General features: G+C 73.1%; 14 protein-coding genes. 9 read left to right on the plus strand and 5 right to left on the minus strand.

Features of this window, described 5'->3' with window-relative positions; all coding sequences use genetic code 11:
- The 3 genes from H0H10_RS01320 to H0H10_RS01330 form a co-directional block, all read right to left on the minus strand.
- On the minus strand, nucleotides 1–276 hold a 276-nt coding region (locus tag H0H10_RS01320), incomplete at its 3' end, for a TetR/AcrR family transcriptional regulator (protein ID WP_188178956.1).
- A 51-nt stretch (nucleotides 277–327) separates the two neighbouring features.
- Nucleotides 328–1,116, minus strand: a complete 789-nt coding sequence (locus H0H10_RS01325; protein WP_188178919.1) for an SDR family oxidoreductase — start codon at nucleotides 1,114–1,116, stop codon at nucleotides 328–330.
- Complete coding sequence (locus H0H10_RS01330) at nucleotides 1,113–2,279, minus strand: acyl-CoA dehydrogenase family protein (RefSeq protein ID WP_188178920.1); 1,167 nt, start codon at nucleotides 2,277–2,279, stop codon at nucleotides 1,113–1,115. Before H0H10_RS01330 ends, H0H10_RS01325 begins: the two co-directional genes overlap by 4 nt.
- Before the next feature lie 102 nt (nucleotides 2,280–2,381).
- On the opposite strand from H0H10_RS01330, the gene H0H10_RS01335 reads away from it, so the two are divergent.
- From H0H10_RS01335 to H0H10_RS01360, 6 genes are all read left to right on the plus strand, one after another.
- The gene (locus tag H0H10_RS01335; protein WP_188178921.1) at nucleotides 2,382–3,239 is read left to right on the plus strand and encodes an enoyl-CoA hydratase; all 858 of its coding nucleotides are present in this window, start codon (nucleotides 2,382–2,384) and stop codon (nucleotides 3,237–3,239) included.
- Nucleotides 3,239–4,408, plus strand: coding sequence for an acyl-CoA dehydrogenase family protein (locus tag H0H10_RS01340; protein WP_188178922.1), 1,170 nt, complete (start codon nucleotides 3,239–3,241; stop codon nucleotides 4,406–4,408). Before H0H10_RS01335 ends, H0H10_RS01340 begins: the two co-directional genes overlap by 1 nt.
- Nucleotides 4,408–5,397, plus strand: coding sequence for an acyl-CoA dehydrogenase family protein (locus H0H10_RS01345; RefSeq protein ID WP_188178923.1), 990 nt, complete (start codon nucleotides 4,408–4,410; stop codon nucleotides 5,395–5,397). The genes H0H10_RS01340 and H0H10_RS01345 overlap by 1 nt, the downstream gene beginning before the upstream one ends.
- Before the next feature lie 202 nt (nucleotides 5,398–5,599).
- Nucleotides 5,600–6,874: an MFS transporter gene (locus H0H10_RS01350; RefSeq protein WP_373566785.1), complete on the plus strand. Its 1,275-nt coding sequence runs from the start codon at nucleotides 5,600–5,602 to the stop codon at nucleotides 6,872–6,874.
- Between the two features lie 40 nt (nucleotides 6,875–6,914).
- On the plus strand, nucleotides 6,915–7,988 hold the full coding sequence (locus H0H10_RS01355; protein WP_188178925.1) for an acyl-CoA dehydrogenase family protein: 1,074 nt from the start codon (nucleotides 6,915–6,917) through the stop codon (nucleotides 7,986–7,988).
- 71 nt (nucleotides 7,989–8,059) lie between these two features.
- Entirely contained in the window at nucleotides 8,060–8,638 is a 579-nt protein-coding gene (locus tag H0H10_RS01360) for a flavin reductase family protein (RefSeq protein WP_188178926.1), read from the plus strand.
- Here the strand turns inward: H0H10_RS01360 and H0H10_RS01365 are convergent.
- Nucleotides 8,566–8,814 carry a hypothetical protein gene (locus H0H10_RS01365; protein WP_223179223.1) on the minus strand — a complete coding sequence of 83 codons (249 nt, stop codon included), beginning with the start codon at nucleotides 8,812–8,814 and terminating at the stop codon, nucleotides 8,566–8,568. The genes H0H10_RS01360 and H0H10_RS01365 overlap by 73 nt on opposite strands.
- A 182-nt stretch (nucleotides 8,815–8,996) precedes the next feature.
- Here H0H10_RS01365 and H0H10_RS01370 point away from each other — a divergent pair, with 182 nt between their 5' ends.
- From H0H10_RS01370 to H0H10_RS01380, 3 genes are all read left to right on the plus strand, one after another.
- Entirely contained in the window at nucleotides 8,997–10,610 is a 1,614-nt protein-coding gene (locus H0H10_RS01370; protein ID WP_188178927.1) for a FadD3 family acyl-CoA ligase, read from the plus strand.
- A gap of 123 nt (nucleotides 10,611–10,733) precedes the next feature.
- Complete coding sequence (locus H0H10_RS01375; RefSeq protein ID WP_188178928.1) at nucleotides 10,734–12,299, plus strand: FAD-binding protein; 1,566 nt, start codon at nucleotides 10,734–10,736, stop codon at nucleotides 12,297–12,299.
- An 89-nt stretch (nucleotides 12,300–12,388) separates the two neighbouring features.
- Complete coding sequence (locus tag H0H10_RS01380) at nucleotides 12,389–13,267, plus strand: DUF2889 domain-containing protein (RefSeq protein ID WP_188178929.1); 879 nt, start codon at nucleotides 12,389–12,391, stop codon at nucleotides 13,265–13,267.
- Nucleotides 13,268–13,326: 59 nt separating this feature from the next.
- On the opposite strand, the gene H0H10_RS01385 is transcribed toward H0H10_RS01380, so the two are convergent.
- The gene (locus tag H0H10_RS01385) at nucleotides 13,327–14,955 is read right to left on the minus strand and encodes a flavin monoamine oxidase family protein (RefSeq protein WP_188178930.1); all 1,629 of its coding nucleotides are present in this window, start codon (nucleotides 14,953–14,955) and stop codon (nucleotides 13,327–13,329) included.
- Nucleotides 14,956–14,964 lie beyond the last annotated feature (9 nt).

Here is a 14,964-nt window from a genome sequence, read left to right on the forward strand (position 1 = left end):
CCGGAAGGACTCGGTGACGAGGGCCTCGATCGTCTCCCTCGGTCCGAGCCCGGCGGCGAGCACGGCGTCGTACCGGGCCCACAGCTCGTCCAGGAAGCCGGAGAGGATCTCGTCGAGCATCGACTCCTTGGAGTCGAAGTGGTAGTAGAGGCTGCCCGCGAGCATCCCCGCCGCGTCGGCGATGGTGCGGACGGTGGTGGCGTTGTACCCCTGTGCGGCGAACACCTCCGCGGCGGTGGCCAGGAGCTCCTCGCGCCGCTCCGGCGACGGCCTCATCGCGGGCTTCCCGCTGTCGCTGCTGCCTTCGGACACCCGGCCGTTCCTGCCTCACGCATGCTGGCTGCTGACCGACAGGACCTCTCCCGTCATGTACGAGGAGTAGCCGCTGGCCAGGAACACGATGACGTTGGCGACCTCCCACGGCTCGGCGTGGCGGCCGAACGCCTCGCGGGAGGTCAGCTCCTCAAGCAGCTCGGGCGTGGTGACCTTGACCAGGTGCGGGTGCATGGCCAGGCTCGGCGAGACGGCGTTGACGCGCACGCCGTACTCGGCGGCCTCCAGCGCGGCGCAGCGGGTGAGCGCCATGACCCCGGCCTTGGCGGCGGCGTAGTGCGACTGGCCCTTCTGGGCGCGCCAGCCGATCACCGAGGCGTTGTTGACGATGACGCCCCCGCCGCCTGCCGCCCTCATCCGGCGCAGCGCGGCGCGCGTGCACCGGAAGGTGCCCTTCAAGGTGACGTCGAGGACCTTGTCCCACTGCTCGTCGGCCATGTCGACGAGGTCGGCGGTACCGCCGAGCCCTGCGTTGTTGACGACGATGTCGAGCCGGCCGTGGCGTTCCTCGGCGAGGTCGAAGAGCGCCGTGACCTGGGCCTCGTCGGTCACGTCGCAGGGCAGCGACGCCACGCGGTCCGCGCCGAACTCCGCGGCCAGCTCCGCCTCGGACTCCTTCAGCCTGCGGGCGTGGGCATCGGAGACGACCACACGCGCGCCTTCCTCCAGCAGCCGCCGGGCGGTCGCGCCGCCGATGCCGGCGCCCGCGGCGGCGGTGACGACCGCGGTGCGCCCGGCGAGCAGGCGGTGGCCGGGCACGTACGGCGGCAGGGCCGAGGTCATGGGCGAACCTCCTTGGGGAGACCGAGCACGCGCTCGGCGATGATGTTCCGCTGGATCTCGTTGGAGCCGGCGTAGATGGTGTCGGAGCGGGAGAAGAGGAACAGCCGCTGCCAGTCGGTGAGGTCGTACGGCTCGCCGGCCGCCAGCATTCCGCCGGCGCCGCAGACGTCCATGGCGAGTTCGCCCAGCTCGCGGTGCCAGGTCGCCCAGAAGATCTTGCCGATGGACGCCTCGGGGCCGGGCGCACCCGCGGCGACGCCGTCGAGCATGCGCAGCGCGTTGCCGCGGATGATCTCCAGGCCGATCCAGGCCCGGGCGATCCGGTCGCGGATCAGCGGGTCCCGGGCCGCGCCGTTGCGCTTGGCCAGCTCGATGACGGACTCCAGCTCGCGCCGGAAGCCGACCTGCTGGCCGAGGGTGGACACGCCCCGCTCGAAGCCGAGCGTGGCCATGGCGACCTTCCAGCCGTCGCCCGGCGCTCCGACGATGTTCGACGCAGGGGTGCGGGCGCCGTCGAAGAAGACCTCGTTGAACTCGGAGGTACCGGTCAGCTGGGTGATGGGCCGGACCTCCACGCCGGGCTGGTCCAGCGGGACCAGCAGGTAGGACAGGCCCCGGTGACGGGTGGAGCCGGGCTCGGTGCGGGCGACGACGAAGCACCAGTCGGACTCGTGGGCGAGTGAGGTCCAGGTCTTCTGCCCGGTGACCACCCACTCGTCGCCGTCGGGCTCGGCCCGGGTCCGCACGTTCGCCAGGTCCGATCCGGCGTCCGGCTCGCTGTAGCCCTGGCACCACAGCTCCTCGACGGCGACGATCCGGGGCAGGAAGCGCTCGCGCTGCCCGGGGGTGCCGAAGGCGATCAGGGTGGGGCCGAGCAGCTGCTCGCCGATGTGGCCCACGCGGGCGGGGGCGTCCGCGAGGGCGTACTCCTCGTGGAAGGCGACCTGCTGCTCCAGGGTGGCGCCGCGGCCGCCGTACTCCTTCGGCCAGCCGACGCAGGTCCAGCCCGCGGCGGCCATGTGCCGCTCCCAGGCCAGGCGTTCGGCGAAGGCCTCGTGTTCCCGGCCGGGGCCGCCGCTTCCGCGCAGGGCGGCGAACTCACCCGTGAGGTTGTCGCGCAGCCAGCTGCGGACCTCGGTGCGGAACTCCTCGACGCTGCTCATGGGCGGCTCCGGACGACTCTCGACGAAGGGGCGGCTCGACTTCTCGACGGCCGAGGACCCGTAAGCTAACCTACCAAACACTTGTTAGGGAAGGAGGGGTGCATGTCAGCCGCCCACACCGCGCCCACATCGCCTGTCCGATACGAACGCCGCGGCCCCGTCGCCGTGGTCACCATGGACCGGCCCGACTACCGCAACGCCCAGAACTCCGCGATGACGTACGCCCTGGACCGGGCCTTCTACCGCGCGGCCGACGACGGAGAGGTCAAGGTCGTCGTCCTCGCCGGAGCGGGGAAGCACTTCTCCGCCGGCCACGACATCGGCACCCCGGAACGGGACGCCCACCTGCCGTTCGACCGCAGGGCCGGCCTCTGGTGGGACCACTCCGACAAGGAGGGCGCCGAGAGCCGCTTCGCCCGCGAGTCCGAGGTCTACCTGGGCATGTGCCGCCGCTGGCGCGAGCTGCCCAAGCCGTTGATCGCCTCGGTGCAGGGGGCCTGCGTCGCGGGCGGCCTGATGCTCGCCTGGGTCTGCGATCTGATCGTCGCCTCCGATGACGCGTTCTTCGCCGACCCCGTGGTGCGCATGGGGATACCGGGCGTGGAGTACTTCGCCCACCCGTGGGTGATGCCGCCGCGCATCGCGAAGGAGTTCCTGTTCACCGGCGACCGGATGAGCGCACAGCGCGCGTACGAGGTGGGAATGGTCAACCGGGTCGTGCCGCGCGCGGAACTGTCCGAGCGGACGATGGAGCTGGCCGCCCGGATGGCCGAGATGCCGCGCCTGGGGCTGGCGCTGGCCAAGCGTGCCGTCAACCAGGCCGAGGATCTGCAGGGCCTGCACACCGGGCTGGACTCCGTCTTCGGACTGCACCACCTGGCGCACGCGCACAACGCGGAGACGGCGCGGGACCCGCTCGGCGGGATGGACATCCGCACGATGAAGGAGGCGGGTGCCTGATGGACCTCGGCTTCACGGCGGCGGAGGAGGCGTTCCGCGCCGAGGCCCGCGCGTGGCTCGCCGCCCATGTCCCCGCCAGCCCCCTGCCCTCCCTGGAGACCGCCGAGGGTTTCGCCGCCCACCGGGAGTGGGAGCACACGCTGTTCGCGGACCGCTGGTCGGTCGTTTCCTGGCCCGAGGAGTACGGTGGCCGTGCGGCCACCATCTTCGAGTGGCTGATCATGGAGGAGGAGTACTACGCGGCCGGCGCGCCCGGCCGGGTCAGCCAGAACGGCATCCATCTCCTCGCCCCCACCCTCTTCGAGCACGGCACGCCGGAGCAGCACGCCCGCATCCTCCCCTCCATGGCGAGCGGCGAGGTGATCTGGGCCCAGGCGTGGTCGGAGCCGGAGTCGGGGTCCGACCTCGCGTCGCTGCGCTCCACGGCCGTGCGGACCGACGGCGGCTGGCTCCTGAGCGGCCAGAAGACCTGGTCGTCCCGGGCGGCCTTCGCCGACCGCGCGTTCGGCCTCTTCCGCAGCGACCCCGACGCCGACCGACCGCACCGCGGCCTCACCTATCTGATGTTCCCGCTGGACGCGGAGGGTGTGACCGTACGCCCGATCGGCCGCCTCGACGGCAAGCCCGCCTTCGCCGAACTGTTCCTCGACAACGTCTTCGTGCCCGACGAGGACGTGATCGGGGAGCCGGGCCAGGGCTGGCGGGTCGCGATGAGCACGGCCGGCAACGAGCGCGGACTGACCCTGCGCAGCCCGGGACGCTTCACCGCGGCCGCCGACCGTCTCACCGCACTGTGGCGCTCCGCCGCGGACCCTGACGACACCGCCCTGCGCGACCGGGTCGCCGACGCGGTCATCGGCGCCCGCGCGTACCGGCTCTTCACCTACGCGGGCGCCTCGCGCATCGCCGCCGGCGGTTCGATCGGCGCCGAGTCGAGCCTCAACAAGGTCTTCTGGTCCGAGCTGGACATCGCCCTCCACGAGACGGCCCTGGACCTGCTCGGCCCGTGCGGCGAACTGTCCGACGAGGCCGAGGAGGCTCCCGCGCACGGGAGTTGGGCCGAGGGGTACACCTTCTCGCTCGCCGGGCCCATCTACGCCGGCACCAACGAGATCCAGCGCGACATCATCGCCGAGCGGCTGCTCGGCCTGCCGAAGGGACGCCGGTGATGCGGTTCCTCCTCGACGACGAGCAGCGGGAGTTCGCCCGCTCCCTGGACGGCATGCTGGCGGCGGCCGACACTCCCGCGGTCGTACGGGCGTGGGCGGCCGGGGACACCGCGCCCGGCCGCGCGCTCTGGTCCCGGCTCGCCGAGGCCGGGGTCTTCGCCCTCGCCGTGCCGGAGCGGTACGACGGGGTGGGCCCGCTGCCGGTCGAACTCGCCGTCGCCTTCACGGAACTGGGCCGCCACGCCGTACCGGGGCCGCTCGTGGAGACGGTGGCCGTGGCTGCCTTCCTCGACCGCGTGGGCGACGAGGCGGCGGCCGCCGCCTGGCTGCCCGGCATCGCCTCCGGCAAGACCGTCGCCACCCTCTGCCCGCTCTCCCCCGACAGCCCCTACGCCCTGGACGCCGACGCCGCCGACGCGGTCTTCGTCGTGGACGACGGCACCGTACGCCTGGCTCGGACGGCCGGAACCGTCCAGCCGTCCGCCGACCCGGCGCGCCGGCTGGCCCGGCCGCTCGGCGGGACCGTCCTCACGCACGGGGCCGGGGTGACGGCCGCGGCGGCGTACGCCGCCGGTGTCGCGGCGCTGGCCACAGCCGCCCAGGCCCTCGGACTGGGCCGCACCCTGCTGGCGCGGACGGTCGAATACGCGCGGCAGCGCACCCAGTTCGGGGTGGCCATCGGCTCGTTCCAGGCGGTGAAGCACCGTCTGGCCGACGTCTTGATCGCCCTGGAGTTCGCCCAGCCCCTGGTCCATGCCGCGGCCCTCGCGCTGGCGTCGGAGGATCCGGGCGCCGACCGCGAGATCGCGGCGGCGAAGGTGTCCGCGTGCGAGGCCGCGTACACCGCGGCCCGCACGGCCCTGCACGTCCACGGTGCCCTCGGCTACACCGACGAGCTCGACCTCTCCCTGTGGATCCGCAAGGCCCGCGCACTGCGGTCCGCCTGGGGCACACCGGCCGCCTGTCGCGCGCGCGTCCTCGCCGACTGATCCGCGCCTCCCCACGGCTCACCTTCCACGGGACATCACCGCTCGTACATCCCCTGCACGTCCCCAACACCCCTACCGCTCAAGGGAGTCAGCCATGTCCGCCGCACCGTCCCCGCAGAGACCCCGGAGAGCCGACGGACCGGCAAAGCCGGAGAGGTCACCGAGACCGGAGAGCCCGTCGACGGCTCCGAGTCCGGCCCTGCTGCGCAAGGTGGCGCTGTCGAGCCTGCTCGGCACCGTCATCGAGTACTACGACTTCCTGCTCTACGGCACGATGGCCGCGCTCGTCTTCGGCCCCTTGTTCTTCCCCGAGTCCAATCCCACGGTCGGCACGATCGCCTCGTTCGGAACCCTGGCCGCCGGCTATGTCGCGCGGCCCGTCGGCGGTGCCGTCTTCGGCCACTTCGGAGACCGGCTCGGCCGCAAGAGGATGCTCGTCCTCACCATGGTCCTCATGGGGGCGGCGAGTTTCCTGATCGGGTTGCTGCCCACGTATGCGGCCATCGGCATCGCGGCCCCCGCCCTGCTGGTCCTCTTCCGCGTCGTCCAGGGCATCGCCATCGGCGGTGAATGGGGCGGGGCGACGCTGATGGTCGTCGAGCACGCCGACGCGCGGCGCCGCGGCCTGTGGAACGGTGTCATGCAGATGGGGTCACCGATCGGCTTCCTGCTGTCCACGCTCGCGGTCACCGCGACCACACTCCTCCCCCAGGACGAGTTCATGGCCTGGGGCTGGCGCATCCCGTTCCTGTTCAGCGCGCTGCTGCTGGGCATCGGCCTGTACGTGCGGATCAGCATCAGCGAGAGCCCGCTGTTCCGGCAGGCGATCGCGGCGCAGAAGGAGCGGGAGGCGGGCGGTCCGTCCCGCATTCCGCTGGCGCAGGTGCTGCGCAGGCCCCGGGCCCTGGTCCTCGCGTGCGCCGTCGGTATCGGCCCCTTCGCCCTGACCGGGATGATCAGCATCTTCATCCTCACCTACGCCACGGGCATCGGCTACGCCACCTCCGAGGTGATGAACGGGCTCATCGCCGCCTCGTTCATGGGCCTGGTGACGATTCCGCTCTTCTCGGCGCTGTCCGACCGCGTCGGCCGCCGGAAGGTCGTCCTGAGCGGTGCGGTGGGCATCGTGCTGCTCGCCTTCCCCATGTTCGCCCTCATCGACACCAAGTCGCCCGCCCTGCTCATCGTCGGCATCCTCCTCGGCCAGTTGCTGCAGTCCGCCATGTACGCGCCGCTGGGCCCGCTGCTGTCCGAGATGTTCGGCACCGAGGTCCGCTACACCGGGGCGTCCATGGGCTACCAGCTGGCCGCGCTGATCGGCAGCGGGTTCACCCCGCTGATCGCCAGCGGTCTGCTCTCCGCCTCGGGCGGCATGCGGAGCGCCCCGCTCTCGGGTCTGGTCGTCGTCTGCGGGCTCGTGACCGCGCTGGCCATCTGGCGCATCGCCGAAACCCGCGGCCGGGACCTGACCAGATAGTTCGGACATATGGACAGATGGGACAGAAGGGAGCAGACGAGTGAGGCTGACGGAGGAACAGGAAGAACTGCGATCTGCCGTACGGTCGCTGCTCGGACGCCATGAGGGCGCGGCGGCCTGGCGTCCGCTGACCGAGCAGATCGGCGTCGCGGGGCTCGCCGTCCCCGAGGAGTACGGCGGCGCGGGCTGCGGTGCCCGGGAAGTCCATGTCGTGATGGAGGAGTTGGGGCGGGAGCTCAGCCCGGTGCCCTGTCTCGGCTCCGCGGTGCTCGCGGTGCAGGTGTTGCTCGCCTCCGGCGACAGGGCGGCGTGCGCGGAACTGCTCCCGCGGCTCGCCGAGGGCAGTGCGGTGGGGGCCCTGGCGTGGGCCGAGCAGGGTTCCTGGGACCCGGCGGCGATCCGGGCCGTAGCCGCCCAGGGCCCCGGCGGGAGCTGGCGGATCACCGGGACCAAGGAGCACGTACTGGACGGGGCCGAGGCCGATGTGCTGCTCGTGGCGGCCCGCACGGAAACCGGGGTCTCGCTCTTCCATGTGGCCGTGGACGACACGGGAGCACGCCGCGAAGCGGTGGTCACGATGGACGGCACTCGGGCGCAGGCGCGCTTGGTGCTCTCGGGCGCCGAGGGCCGGCTCGTCGGCGCGGAGGGCGACGGCGGCCGGGTGCTGCGGCACGTGCTGGACCTCGCCTGCGCGGCGCTCGCCGCCGAGCAGGTCGGCGCGGCGGAGCGGTGCCTGGAGCTCACGGTCGCCTACGCCAAGGACCGCGTCCAGTTCGGCCGGGCCATCGGCTCCTTCCAGGCGGTGAAGCACCGGCTCGCGGACGCGTACGTGCTGGTGGAGTCCGCGCGCTCGGCCGCGCTGGGCGCGGCCTTCGCCGCCGCCGAGGGCTCCCCGGAGCTGAGCCGCTCGGCGTCCGTCGCCAAGTCCGCCTGCTCGGAGGCCTTTTCGACGGTGGCGGGCGAGATGATCCAGCTGCACGGCGGTATCGGCATCACCTGGGAGCACGACGCCCACCGCTACTTCAAGCGCGCGCACGGCTCGGGCCAGCTCTTCGGCCCGCCGGCGTGGCACCGAGGCCGAGTGGCCGCCGGCCTGGGCCTGACCGGCCCTTGACGCAAGGACCCGGCCGATGCCCATCTCGGCATTCCGATGAGAAACACTCCTATGGGAAACACGGAGGAGACATGACCACCCTCACCCCCCGGACCGCTCCGCTGCGAGCCGCACAGGTCGACGACGCGGCCATGCGGGAGGTGCTCAGCAGCTTCTGCACCGGCGTCGCGGTCATCACCGCGACCCAGCCCGACGGACGGCCGGCGGGGATGGCCGTCCAGTCCTTCTCCTCGGTGTCCCTGGACCCGCCCCTGGTGTGCTTCTGCCCCGCGCGCACCTCCACCACCTGGCCGAAGATCCGGTCGGCCGGACGCTTCGCCGTCAATCTCCTCGCGGCCGACCAGCAGCGCCTGTGCCGGCAGTTCGCCGTGACCGGCGGGGACAAGTTCGCCGGGGCCGACTGGCACCCCGGGACGAACGGCGCGCCCCTGCTCGACGGCGCGCTCGCGACGATCGAGTGCGAACTGGCGGGCACGCTGCCCGGCGGCGACCACCTGATCGCCCTCGGCCGGGTCACCGCGCTCGCCGCGGCCGACCGCCCCCGCACCGCCGACCCGCTGCTCTACTTCCGCCGCACCTACGGCCGCCTGCGCTCCGGTTCCTCCACGTCGGCCGGCATCGCGTCGGCCAGGCCCCGCTCCGAGGCGTAGTACCGCTCCGCCCACTTGAGGGTGAGCGCGGTGTACGCCCACGCCTCCTCGGCGCGGGCACCCTCGGCGTCCGCCGTGGCCCGCTGCCGCATCGTCTCCGCACAGTCCCGGTGCCGGCCCAGCACCTCGCGCATCCGCTCCGGCCCCAACAGGCGCCCCAGCCACAGCCGCAGCATCACCCCGTTTCACGTCGTGACCGGACAGCTCGGGGCGGCCCGCACGGCACGGTCGTCCGGCCGGGTCTCCCACTGGGTGGGAGATCCCCATGGCCACGACGGGAGGCAGCGATGTGTGATACCGCCCTCGGCAGCGCCGGTGCCACGGCAACACCGCGGAGATCAGGAGGCTCGTGATCAGTATGAACAGCCACCCATGGGGAGAGCCCGGACAGGAAGGGCCCGTCACCGTCGCGCAGTTGGCGGATTTCGCCGCCGACGCGTTCGGGGACGCGGAGGCTCTTGTCGACGGTGAGGTGCGGTGGAGCTTCGCGCGCGTGCGGGACGAGGTGCACGCGGCCGCGCGGGCCGCCGTCGCCCACGGCGTGGGGCCCGGCGACCGGGTGGCCGTCTGGGCGCCGAACAGCCGGCAGTGGATCACCGCGGCGCTCGGCGCGGTCTCGGTGGGGGCCGTCCTGGTGCCGCTGAACACCCGCTACAAGGCGGCCGAAGCCGCTGACATCGTCCGGCGCAGCGGTGCGCAGGTGCTGTTCACCGAGCGGGGCTTCCTGGGCACCGACTACGTGGCCATGCTGACGGCTTCCGGGGAGGATCTCGGGCAGCTGCGCAGCATCGTGGTCCTGCGCGGGGACGCGACCGAGGACGCGGTCCCGTGGGACGCCTACCTGGCGGCCGGCGAGGCCGTGCCCGACGCCGAGCGGTCCGCCCGTGCCGCCGCCGTGCGTCCGGAGGACCTGTCCGACATCCTCTACACCTCCGGCACCACGGGCCGCCCCAAGGGCGTGATGATCACGCACGAGCAGACCCTGCGCGTGTTCGGCACCTGGTCGCGGACCGTCACCCTGCGGCCCGGCGACCGCTACCTGCTGGTCAACCCCTTCTTCCACACCTTCGGCTACAAGGCCGGCGTCCTCGCGTGCCTGTTGAGCGGGGCGACCATGCTGCCCGAGCCGGTCTACGACACCGACCGGATCCTGAGCCGGGTGGCGGAGGAGAAGGTGAGCGTGCTCATGGGGCCGCCGACCGTCTTCCACGGCCTGATCCGCCATCCCCGGCGCGCCGAGCACGACCTGACGTCGCTGCGCCTGGCCGGCACGGGAGCGGCCACGATCCCCGCCGAACTGATCGAGGAGATCCGCCAGGCCCTCGGCGCGCAGGACGTCTTCACCGCCTACGGCCTCAGCGAGTCCGCCGGAGTGGTCTCGGTCTGCCCCGTCGACGCCGACGCCCGCACCCTCGCCCTCACCGTCGGCCCGGCACTGCCCGGCACCGAACTGCGGATCGTCGACGCGGACGGCCGCGTCCTCCCGCCCGGGCAGCCCGGCGAAGTCGTCGTGCGCGGCTACCACGTCATGCTCGGCTACCTCGACGACCCCGAGGCCACCGCCCGGGCCATCGACGCCGACGGCTGGCTGCACACCGGCGACGTCGGCGTGCTCGACGAACGCGGCTACCTGTCGATCACGGACCGGCTCAAGGACATGTACGTCGTCGGAGGCTTCAACGCCTATCCGGCGGAGGTCGAGAACACACTGCGCGGCCATCCGGACATCGCCGAGGTCGCCGTCGTCGGCGCCCCGGACGACCGGCTCGGCGAGGTCGGCGTGGCCTTCGTCGTCCCCGAGGACGGCGCCCGCCCCACGCAGGCCGACCTCACCGGCTGGGCCAGGGAACGCCTGGCCAATTTCAAGGTGCCGCGGCACTTCCGTCTCGTACCCGAACTGCCGCGCAACGCCGGGGGCAAGATCCTCAAGGGCGAACTGCGGCGCGCGGCGCGGGAGAGGCACGGGCACTGACGTCCGGAGGCGGGGGCGCCGAAGCGGCTTCGTAGCCGGGGGCGCCGAAGCGGTGCCGACGCGTGCGTCGAACCTCTCCTCCGGCTCCCCCGCACCGCCAACCAACCGCATGGGAGAGACGAGATGGCGAACACGGACCAGACGTGGGACCAGGAGTGCGACGTCCTGGTCGTGGGCTCCGGCGGAGGCGCGCTCACCGGCGCCTACGGCACGGCGGCCCGCGGCCTGGACACCCTGGTCATCGAGAAGACCGGGTACTTCGGCGGCACCACCGCCTACGCCGGCGCCTGCCTGTGGCTGCCCGGCAACCAGGCCCAGGCACGTGACGGCGTGCCGGACTCCGCCGACCTCGGCCGCGCCTACTTCCGTGCGGTGGTCGGCGACACCACCCCGCACGACCTCCAGGACGCCTACATCGACGGCGCCGCGGCGACCGTCGCCTTCCTGGAGGACAACCCGCACGTCCGCTTCGAACACCGGCCGTTCCCCGACTACTACGAGGCGCCGGGACGCTTCGAGGCCGGCCGTGGCGTCTTCCCCGTCGACCTGCCGGCGCCCGACGGCCCGCACCCGCTGCTCGACGCCGTGCGCCCCCCTGCCTGGGCCGAGCGGCTCGGCCTGCCTGCCCCCGACGGTCCGCTCACCGACGGCCGGGCCCTGATCGGCCGCCTGCTGCTGGCGTTCGAGTCCACCGGCAACGGCCGCACGCTCCGGCACACCGCCCTCACCCACCTGATCACCGACGACGGCCGCGTCGTCGGTGCCGAAGCCGCACACGACGGCGGCACCCTGCGGATCCGCGCCCGCCGCGGAGTGCTCCTCGCCGCCGGCGGCTTCGAGGCCAACGCCGAGCTGCGCCGCGAGTGGCAGGACCTGCCCGGCGCCGACTGGACGATGGGCGCACCCGGCGGCAACACCGGGGACGCGCTGATCGCCGCCGTCGAGACCGGAGCCGCCACCGGCCTGCTCGACCAGGCCTGGTGGTGCCCCTCGCTGCGCTTCCCCGACGGTTCGGCCGCCTTCACCCTCGGCCTGCACGGCGGCATCTTCGTCGACGGCTCGGGGCGCCGCTTCGCCAACGAGTCGCTGCCGTACGACCGGATGGGCCGCCGGATGCTCGCGGCCAAGGCCGGGACCACCCCCGACAACCCGGTGTGGTGGGTCTTCGACGACCGGTTCGGCGACGAACTGCCCGGCATCACCGTCGTTCCCGCGGACCGGCAGGCCTTCACCGCGGCCGGAGTGTGGCGCACCGCCGAGACGCTGGGCGGCCTCGCCCGGCAGATCGGCGTCGACGCCGAGGCGCTGCGGAGCACCGTGCGGACCTTCAACGGTTACGCGGCCGACGGCGTGGACGCGGACTTCCACCGCGGCGAGGACCCGTACGACCGCTTCTTCGCCCGGGGCGAGGGCGCCAACCCCTGCCTGGTGCCGATAGATCGCGGCCCCTTCCACGCCGTGCAGATCGTCCTCGGCGACCTGGGCACCAAGGGCGGCGTACGGACCGACACCCGCGCCCGGGTGCTGCGCGGGGACGGCGCCCCGGTACCGGGCCTGTACGCGGCCGGCAACACCGCCGCGTCGGTGTCCGGCCACCACTACCCGGGCCCGGGCGCGCCGATCGGTTCCGCCATGGTCTTCGGCCACATAGCCGCCGCCGACCTGGCGGGGCGGGAAGCGGACCGTTGACTCCGTGCCCACGTCGCGGGACGCACGGACCGACCAGCGGGACTCCGGCGCGCGTTCCTGGGTCGGTCCGCCGTACCAGCAGCATCGACATGCTGCGGCCGGCCGGGGTGCTCGGTGACCTCGTGCTGCGCGGCCGGGCCCGGGACCTGGCCACGGCTCACGACGGGTCGGCGTCCGTGCTGGGCGAGGCGTCCTTCGACATGCGCGTGGCATTCCTGGACGGGCGCAGGGTCACCCGGGTCACCACCGCCCCGGTGGTCCCCGCCCTCGGAGGACTGGTGGGTGCGACTGCCGGGTCCGGCTTCCGGGCTCGGCTGGACGAACTGGTCCCGTACGAGCGGGACGCGCGCTCGCTGCTGTACACGCTGCTCGACGACGTGCCCGGCGCGACGCTGGTCTCCCACCACGTCATCGAGGCGGCGGGAGTGCGCGGCGCCGGGGGACGCTCGGACTACCGGCCCGTCCCGGACCTGTGCGCCGGCTTCCGGCGGGGCGGGACGGTCCTGGCCGGGATCGAGCGCGGGGGACGCTTCCCGCTCGCCACCGGCCCGGCCGCTCCGCTGCTGGAGTCCGGGGACGACCCCCTCGCCTGGCATCGGCTCGATGCGCTGCCGCCGCACGGCATGCGGCGGCAGCGGCGCCTCGACGTGCTGCCGGGTGAGGTCATCTCGGCGGAGTCGCTGTTCCGTGACAGCCACCTCGCCGCCGACGGGTGCGCGACCGTCATCCACGAGTACGAGGTGCGCGCGAGGGTCGTACCGGAGACGTGGCGCGTACTCGACGCCGTCGCCACACCCCGCGTGCTGCCCTGGCCGGAGTGCCCCGCCGCCGCCGGCAGCGCGGGCCGGCTGGTGGGAGGCGATCTGCGTGAGGTGTGCCAGGAGGTGCGGACCGACTTCCGGGGGTCATCGACGTGCACCCACCTCAACGACCAGTTGCGGTCGCTCCGCGACGTCGTCGCACTCTGAGCCGGTACGGTCCTCGCCGGTTCAGCGGATCCTCCCGGGGGCGGCCGCGACCGCGGCGGCTACGTCAGTTCGGCGATCACCTCCCGGGCGGCGCGTTCCCCTTCGGTCGCGGCGCCCTCCATGAAGCCCTGGAAGTCGTAGCTGCAGTGCTCGCCGCCGATGTGGATGTTGCCCTGCGGAGTGCCCTCGTAGCCGGCGTAGCGGTGCAGGTAGCCGACGGGCCAGTAGGAGTAGGCGCCGAGGGCGTAGGGGCTGTGGTGCCAGGCGGAGAGCTGGGCCCTGCCGGTCCAGGCCGTCGACGTACCGGGGAAGAAGGCGTCGACTTCCTTCAGGCGCCGGGCCGCCAGGTCGCGGACGTAGGGGTCGGACTCGGTGGCGAAGGGCGTCGCCGGGTTCAGTGCGGTGGCGAGGCTGCCGCTGCCGTACTGGATGAGGATGCCGCCCGTGCCGGGCTGGATCTTGGTCGTGTCCCAGGTCTGCTGGACGTCGGAGTCGGTGAAGCAGTCCCCCGCCGAGACGCCCGGCCAGGGGCCCGAGCCCCGCCAAGGCCGGTGTGTGAACTGCATGTTGAGCTTGGTGCAGTGGCCCATCCGGGCGTCCCGGAGGAGATCCGTCATGCGGGCGTCGAAGCCGGCCCGGGCGAGGTCGAGTCGCTGGAGGACCGGCAGCGGGACGCACAGGATCGTCTGGTCGGCGGTGACGGTGCGGGTGGCGCCCGCCTCGGTGAAGGTGAGGGTCTGGGTGCCGTCGGCGTTCGCCCGGACCGCCTGCAGCGCCCAGCCGTGGCGGAGCGTGCCGTCCGGCAGGAAGTCGGCGATGGCGCGCGGGAGTCGGTCGTTGCCGCCGGTGACGTGGTAGCGCTCGTCGGACAGGCCCCAGATGTTGAAGTTGCCGGGGTTCGGCTGGTAGCCCATGAGCAGGACCAGGGCGAGCGCGGACTGGTCGGTGGTGTCGGCGCCGTACTCGACGTTGTAGGCGACGTCGAACCAGCGGCCGAGCGGGGAGCCGTGGCCGCCGGGAACGCGTGAGTCGATCCACTCGTGTATCGACATGTTGTCGAGGGCGGTGCCGGTCGGCGTGGTCCGGTTCCAGAAGACCTCGCCGGCTTCCTGGAGGTCGCGGCGCAACGGCTGGTAGACCGCCTTGAAGTCCTCGTCGGCCTGGGCGCGCGGGTAGTAGGCGCCGTCGAACCAGAGGACTTCCTCGGCGCCGTTCGGGCCGCCGCCGAGGAAGTCCTCCAGGGGGAGGTCGAAGCGGCGGCACAGCTGCTGGATCTTCTTGTGGCCGGTGTCGATCAGCTCGCCGCCGATCTCGGAGGTCTGGCCGTAGGCCCAGTGGTCGCGCTGCGTCCACATGCGGCCGCCGACGCGGTCGGGATGCGCTTCGTAGAGTGTGCAGTTCAGGCCCGCGTCGTGGAGCGTGAGTGCGGCGGTGAGACCGGCGATGCCCGCGCCGACGACTGCGATGCGGGGGGCCGCCTTGGCGTCGGCGGCTCTCGCACGGGGTGCCGTGGCGAGGCCCGCGCCGACGGCCAGCGTGGCCGCGGCGGCGCCCTTGAGGAGCGTACGGCGGGTGGGCGACTCGGCGCGCACGGCGCGGAGTTCGGCGACGGGCATGCCGAGGCGGGCGGCCGCGTGGTGTTCGGCGGCCAGGCGGCGCAGGGCGTGCAGGGGTTGTGACCGGGGCACGAGGACTCC

The organism is Streptomyces griseicoloratus (assembly GCF_014534645.1).
Taxonomy (GTDB): domain Bacteria; phylum Actinomycetota; class Actinomycetes; order Streptomycetales; family Streptomycetaceae; genus Streptomyces; species Streptomyces griseicoloratus.

Coding starts and splice junctions, on each gene's coding strand:
- H0H10_RS01360 (WP_188178926.1), top strand. CDS start 8,060: ATGACCACCCTCACCCCCCGGACCGCTCCGCTGCGAGCCGCACAGGTC.
- H0H10_RS01380 (WP_188178929.1), top strand. CDS start 12,389: ATGCTGCGGCCGGCCGGGGTGCTCGGTGACCTCGTGCTGCGCGGCCGG.
- H0H10_RS01345 (WP_188178923.1), top strand. CDS start 4,408: ATGCGGTTCCTCCTCGACGACGAGCAGCGGGAGTTCGCCCGCTCCCTG.
- H0H10_RS01335 (WP_188178921.1), top strand. CDS start 2,382: ATGTCAGCCGCCCACACCGCGCCCACATCGCCTGTCCGATACGAACGC.
- H0H10_RS01330 (WP_188178920.1), bottom strand. CDS start 2,279: ATGAGCAGCGTCGAGGAGTTCCGCACCGAGGTCCGCAGCTGGCTGCGC.
- H0H10_RS01370 (WP_188178927.1), top strand. CDS start 8,997: ATGAACAGCCACCCATGGGGAGAGCCCGGACAGGAAGGGCCCGTCACC.
- H0H10_RS01325 (WP_188178919.1), bottom strand. CDS start 1,116: ATGACCTCGGCCCTGCCGCCGTACGTGCCCGGCCACCGCCTGCTCGCC.
- H0H10_RS01365 (WP_223179223.1), bottom strand. CDS start 8,814: ATGCTGCGGCTGTGGCTGGGGCGCCTGTTGGGGCCGGAGCGGATGCGC.
- H0H10_RS01340 (WP_188178922.1), top strand. CDS start 3,239: ATGGACCTCGGCTTCACGGCGGCGGAGGAGGCGTTCCGCGCCGAGGCC.
- H0H10_RS01375 (WP_188178928.1), top strand. CDS start 10,734: ATGGCGAACACGGACCAGACGTGGGACCAGGAGTGCGACGTCCTGGTC.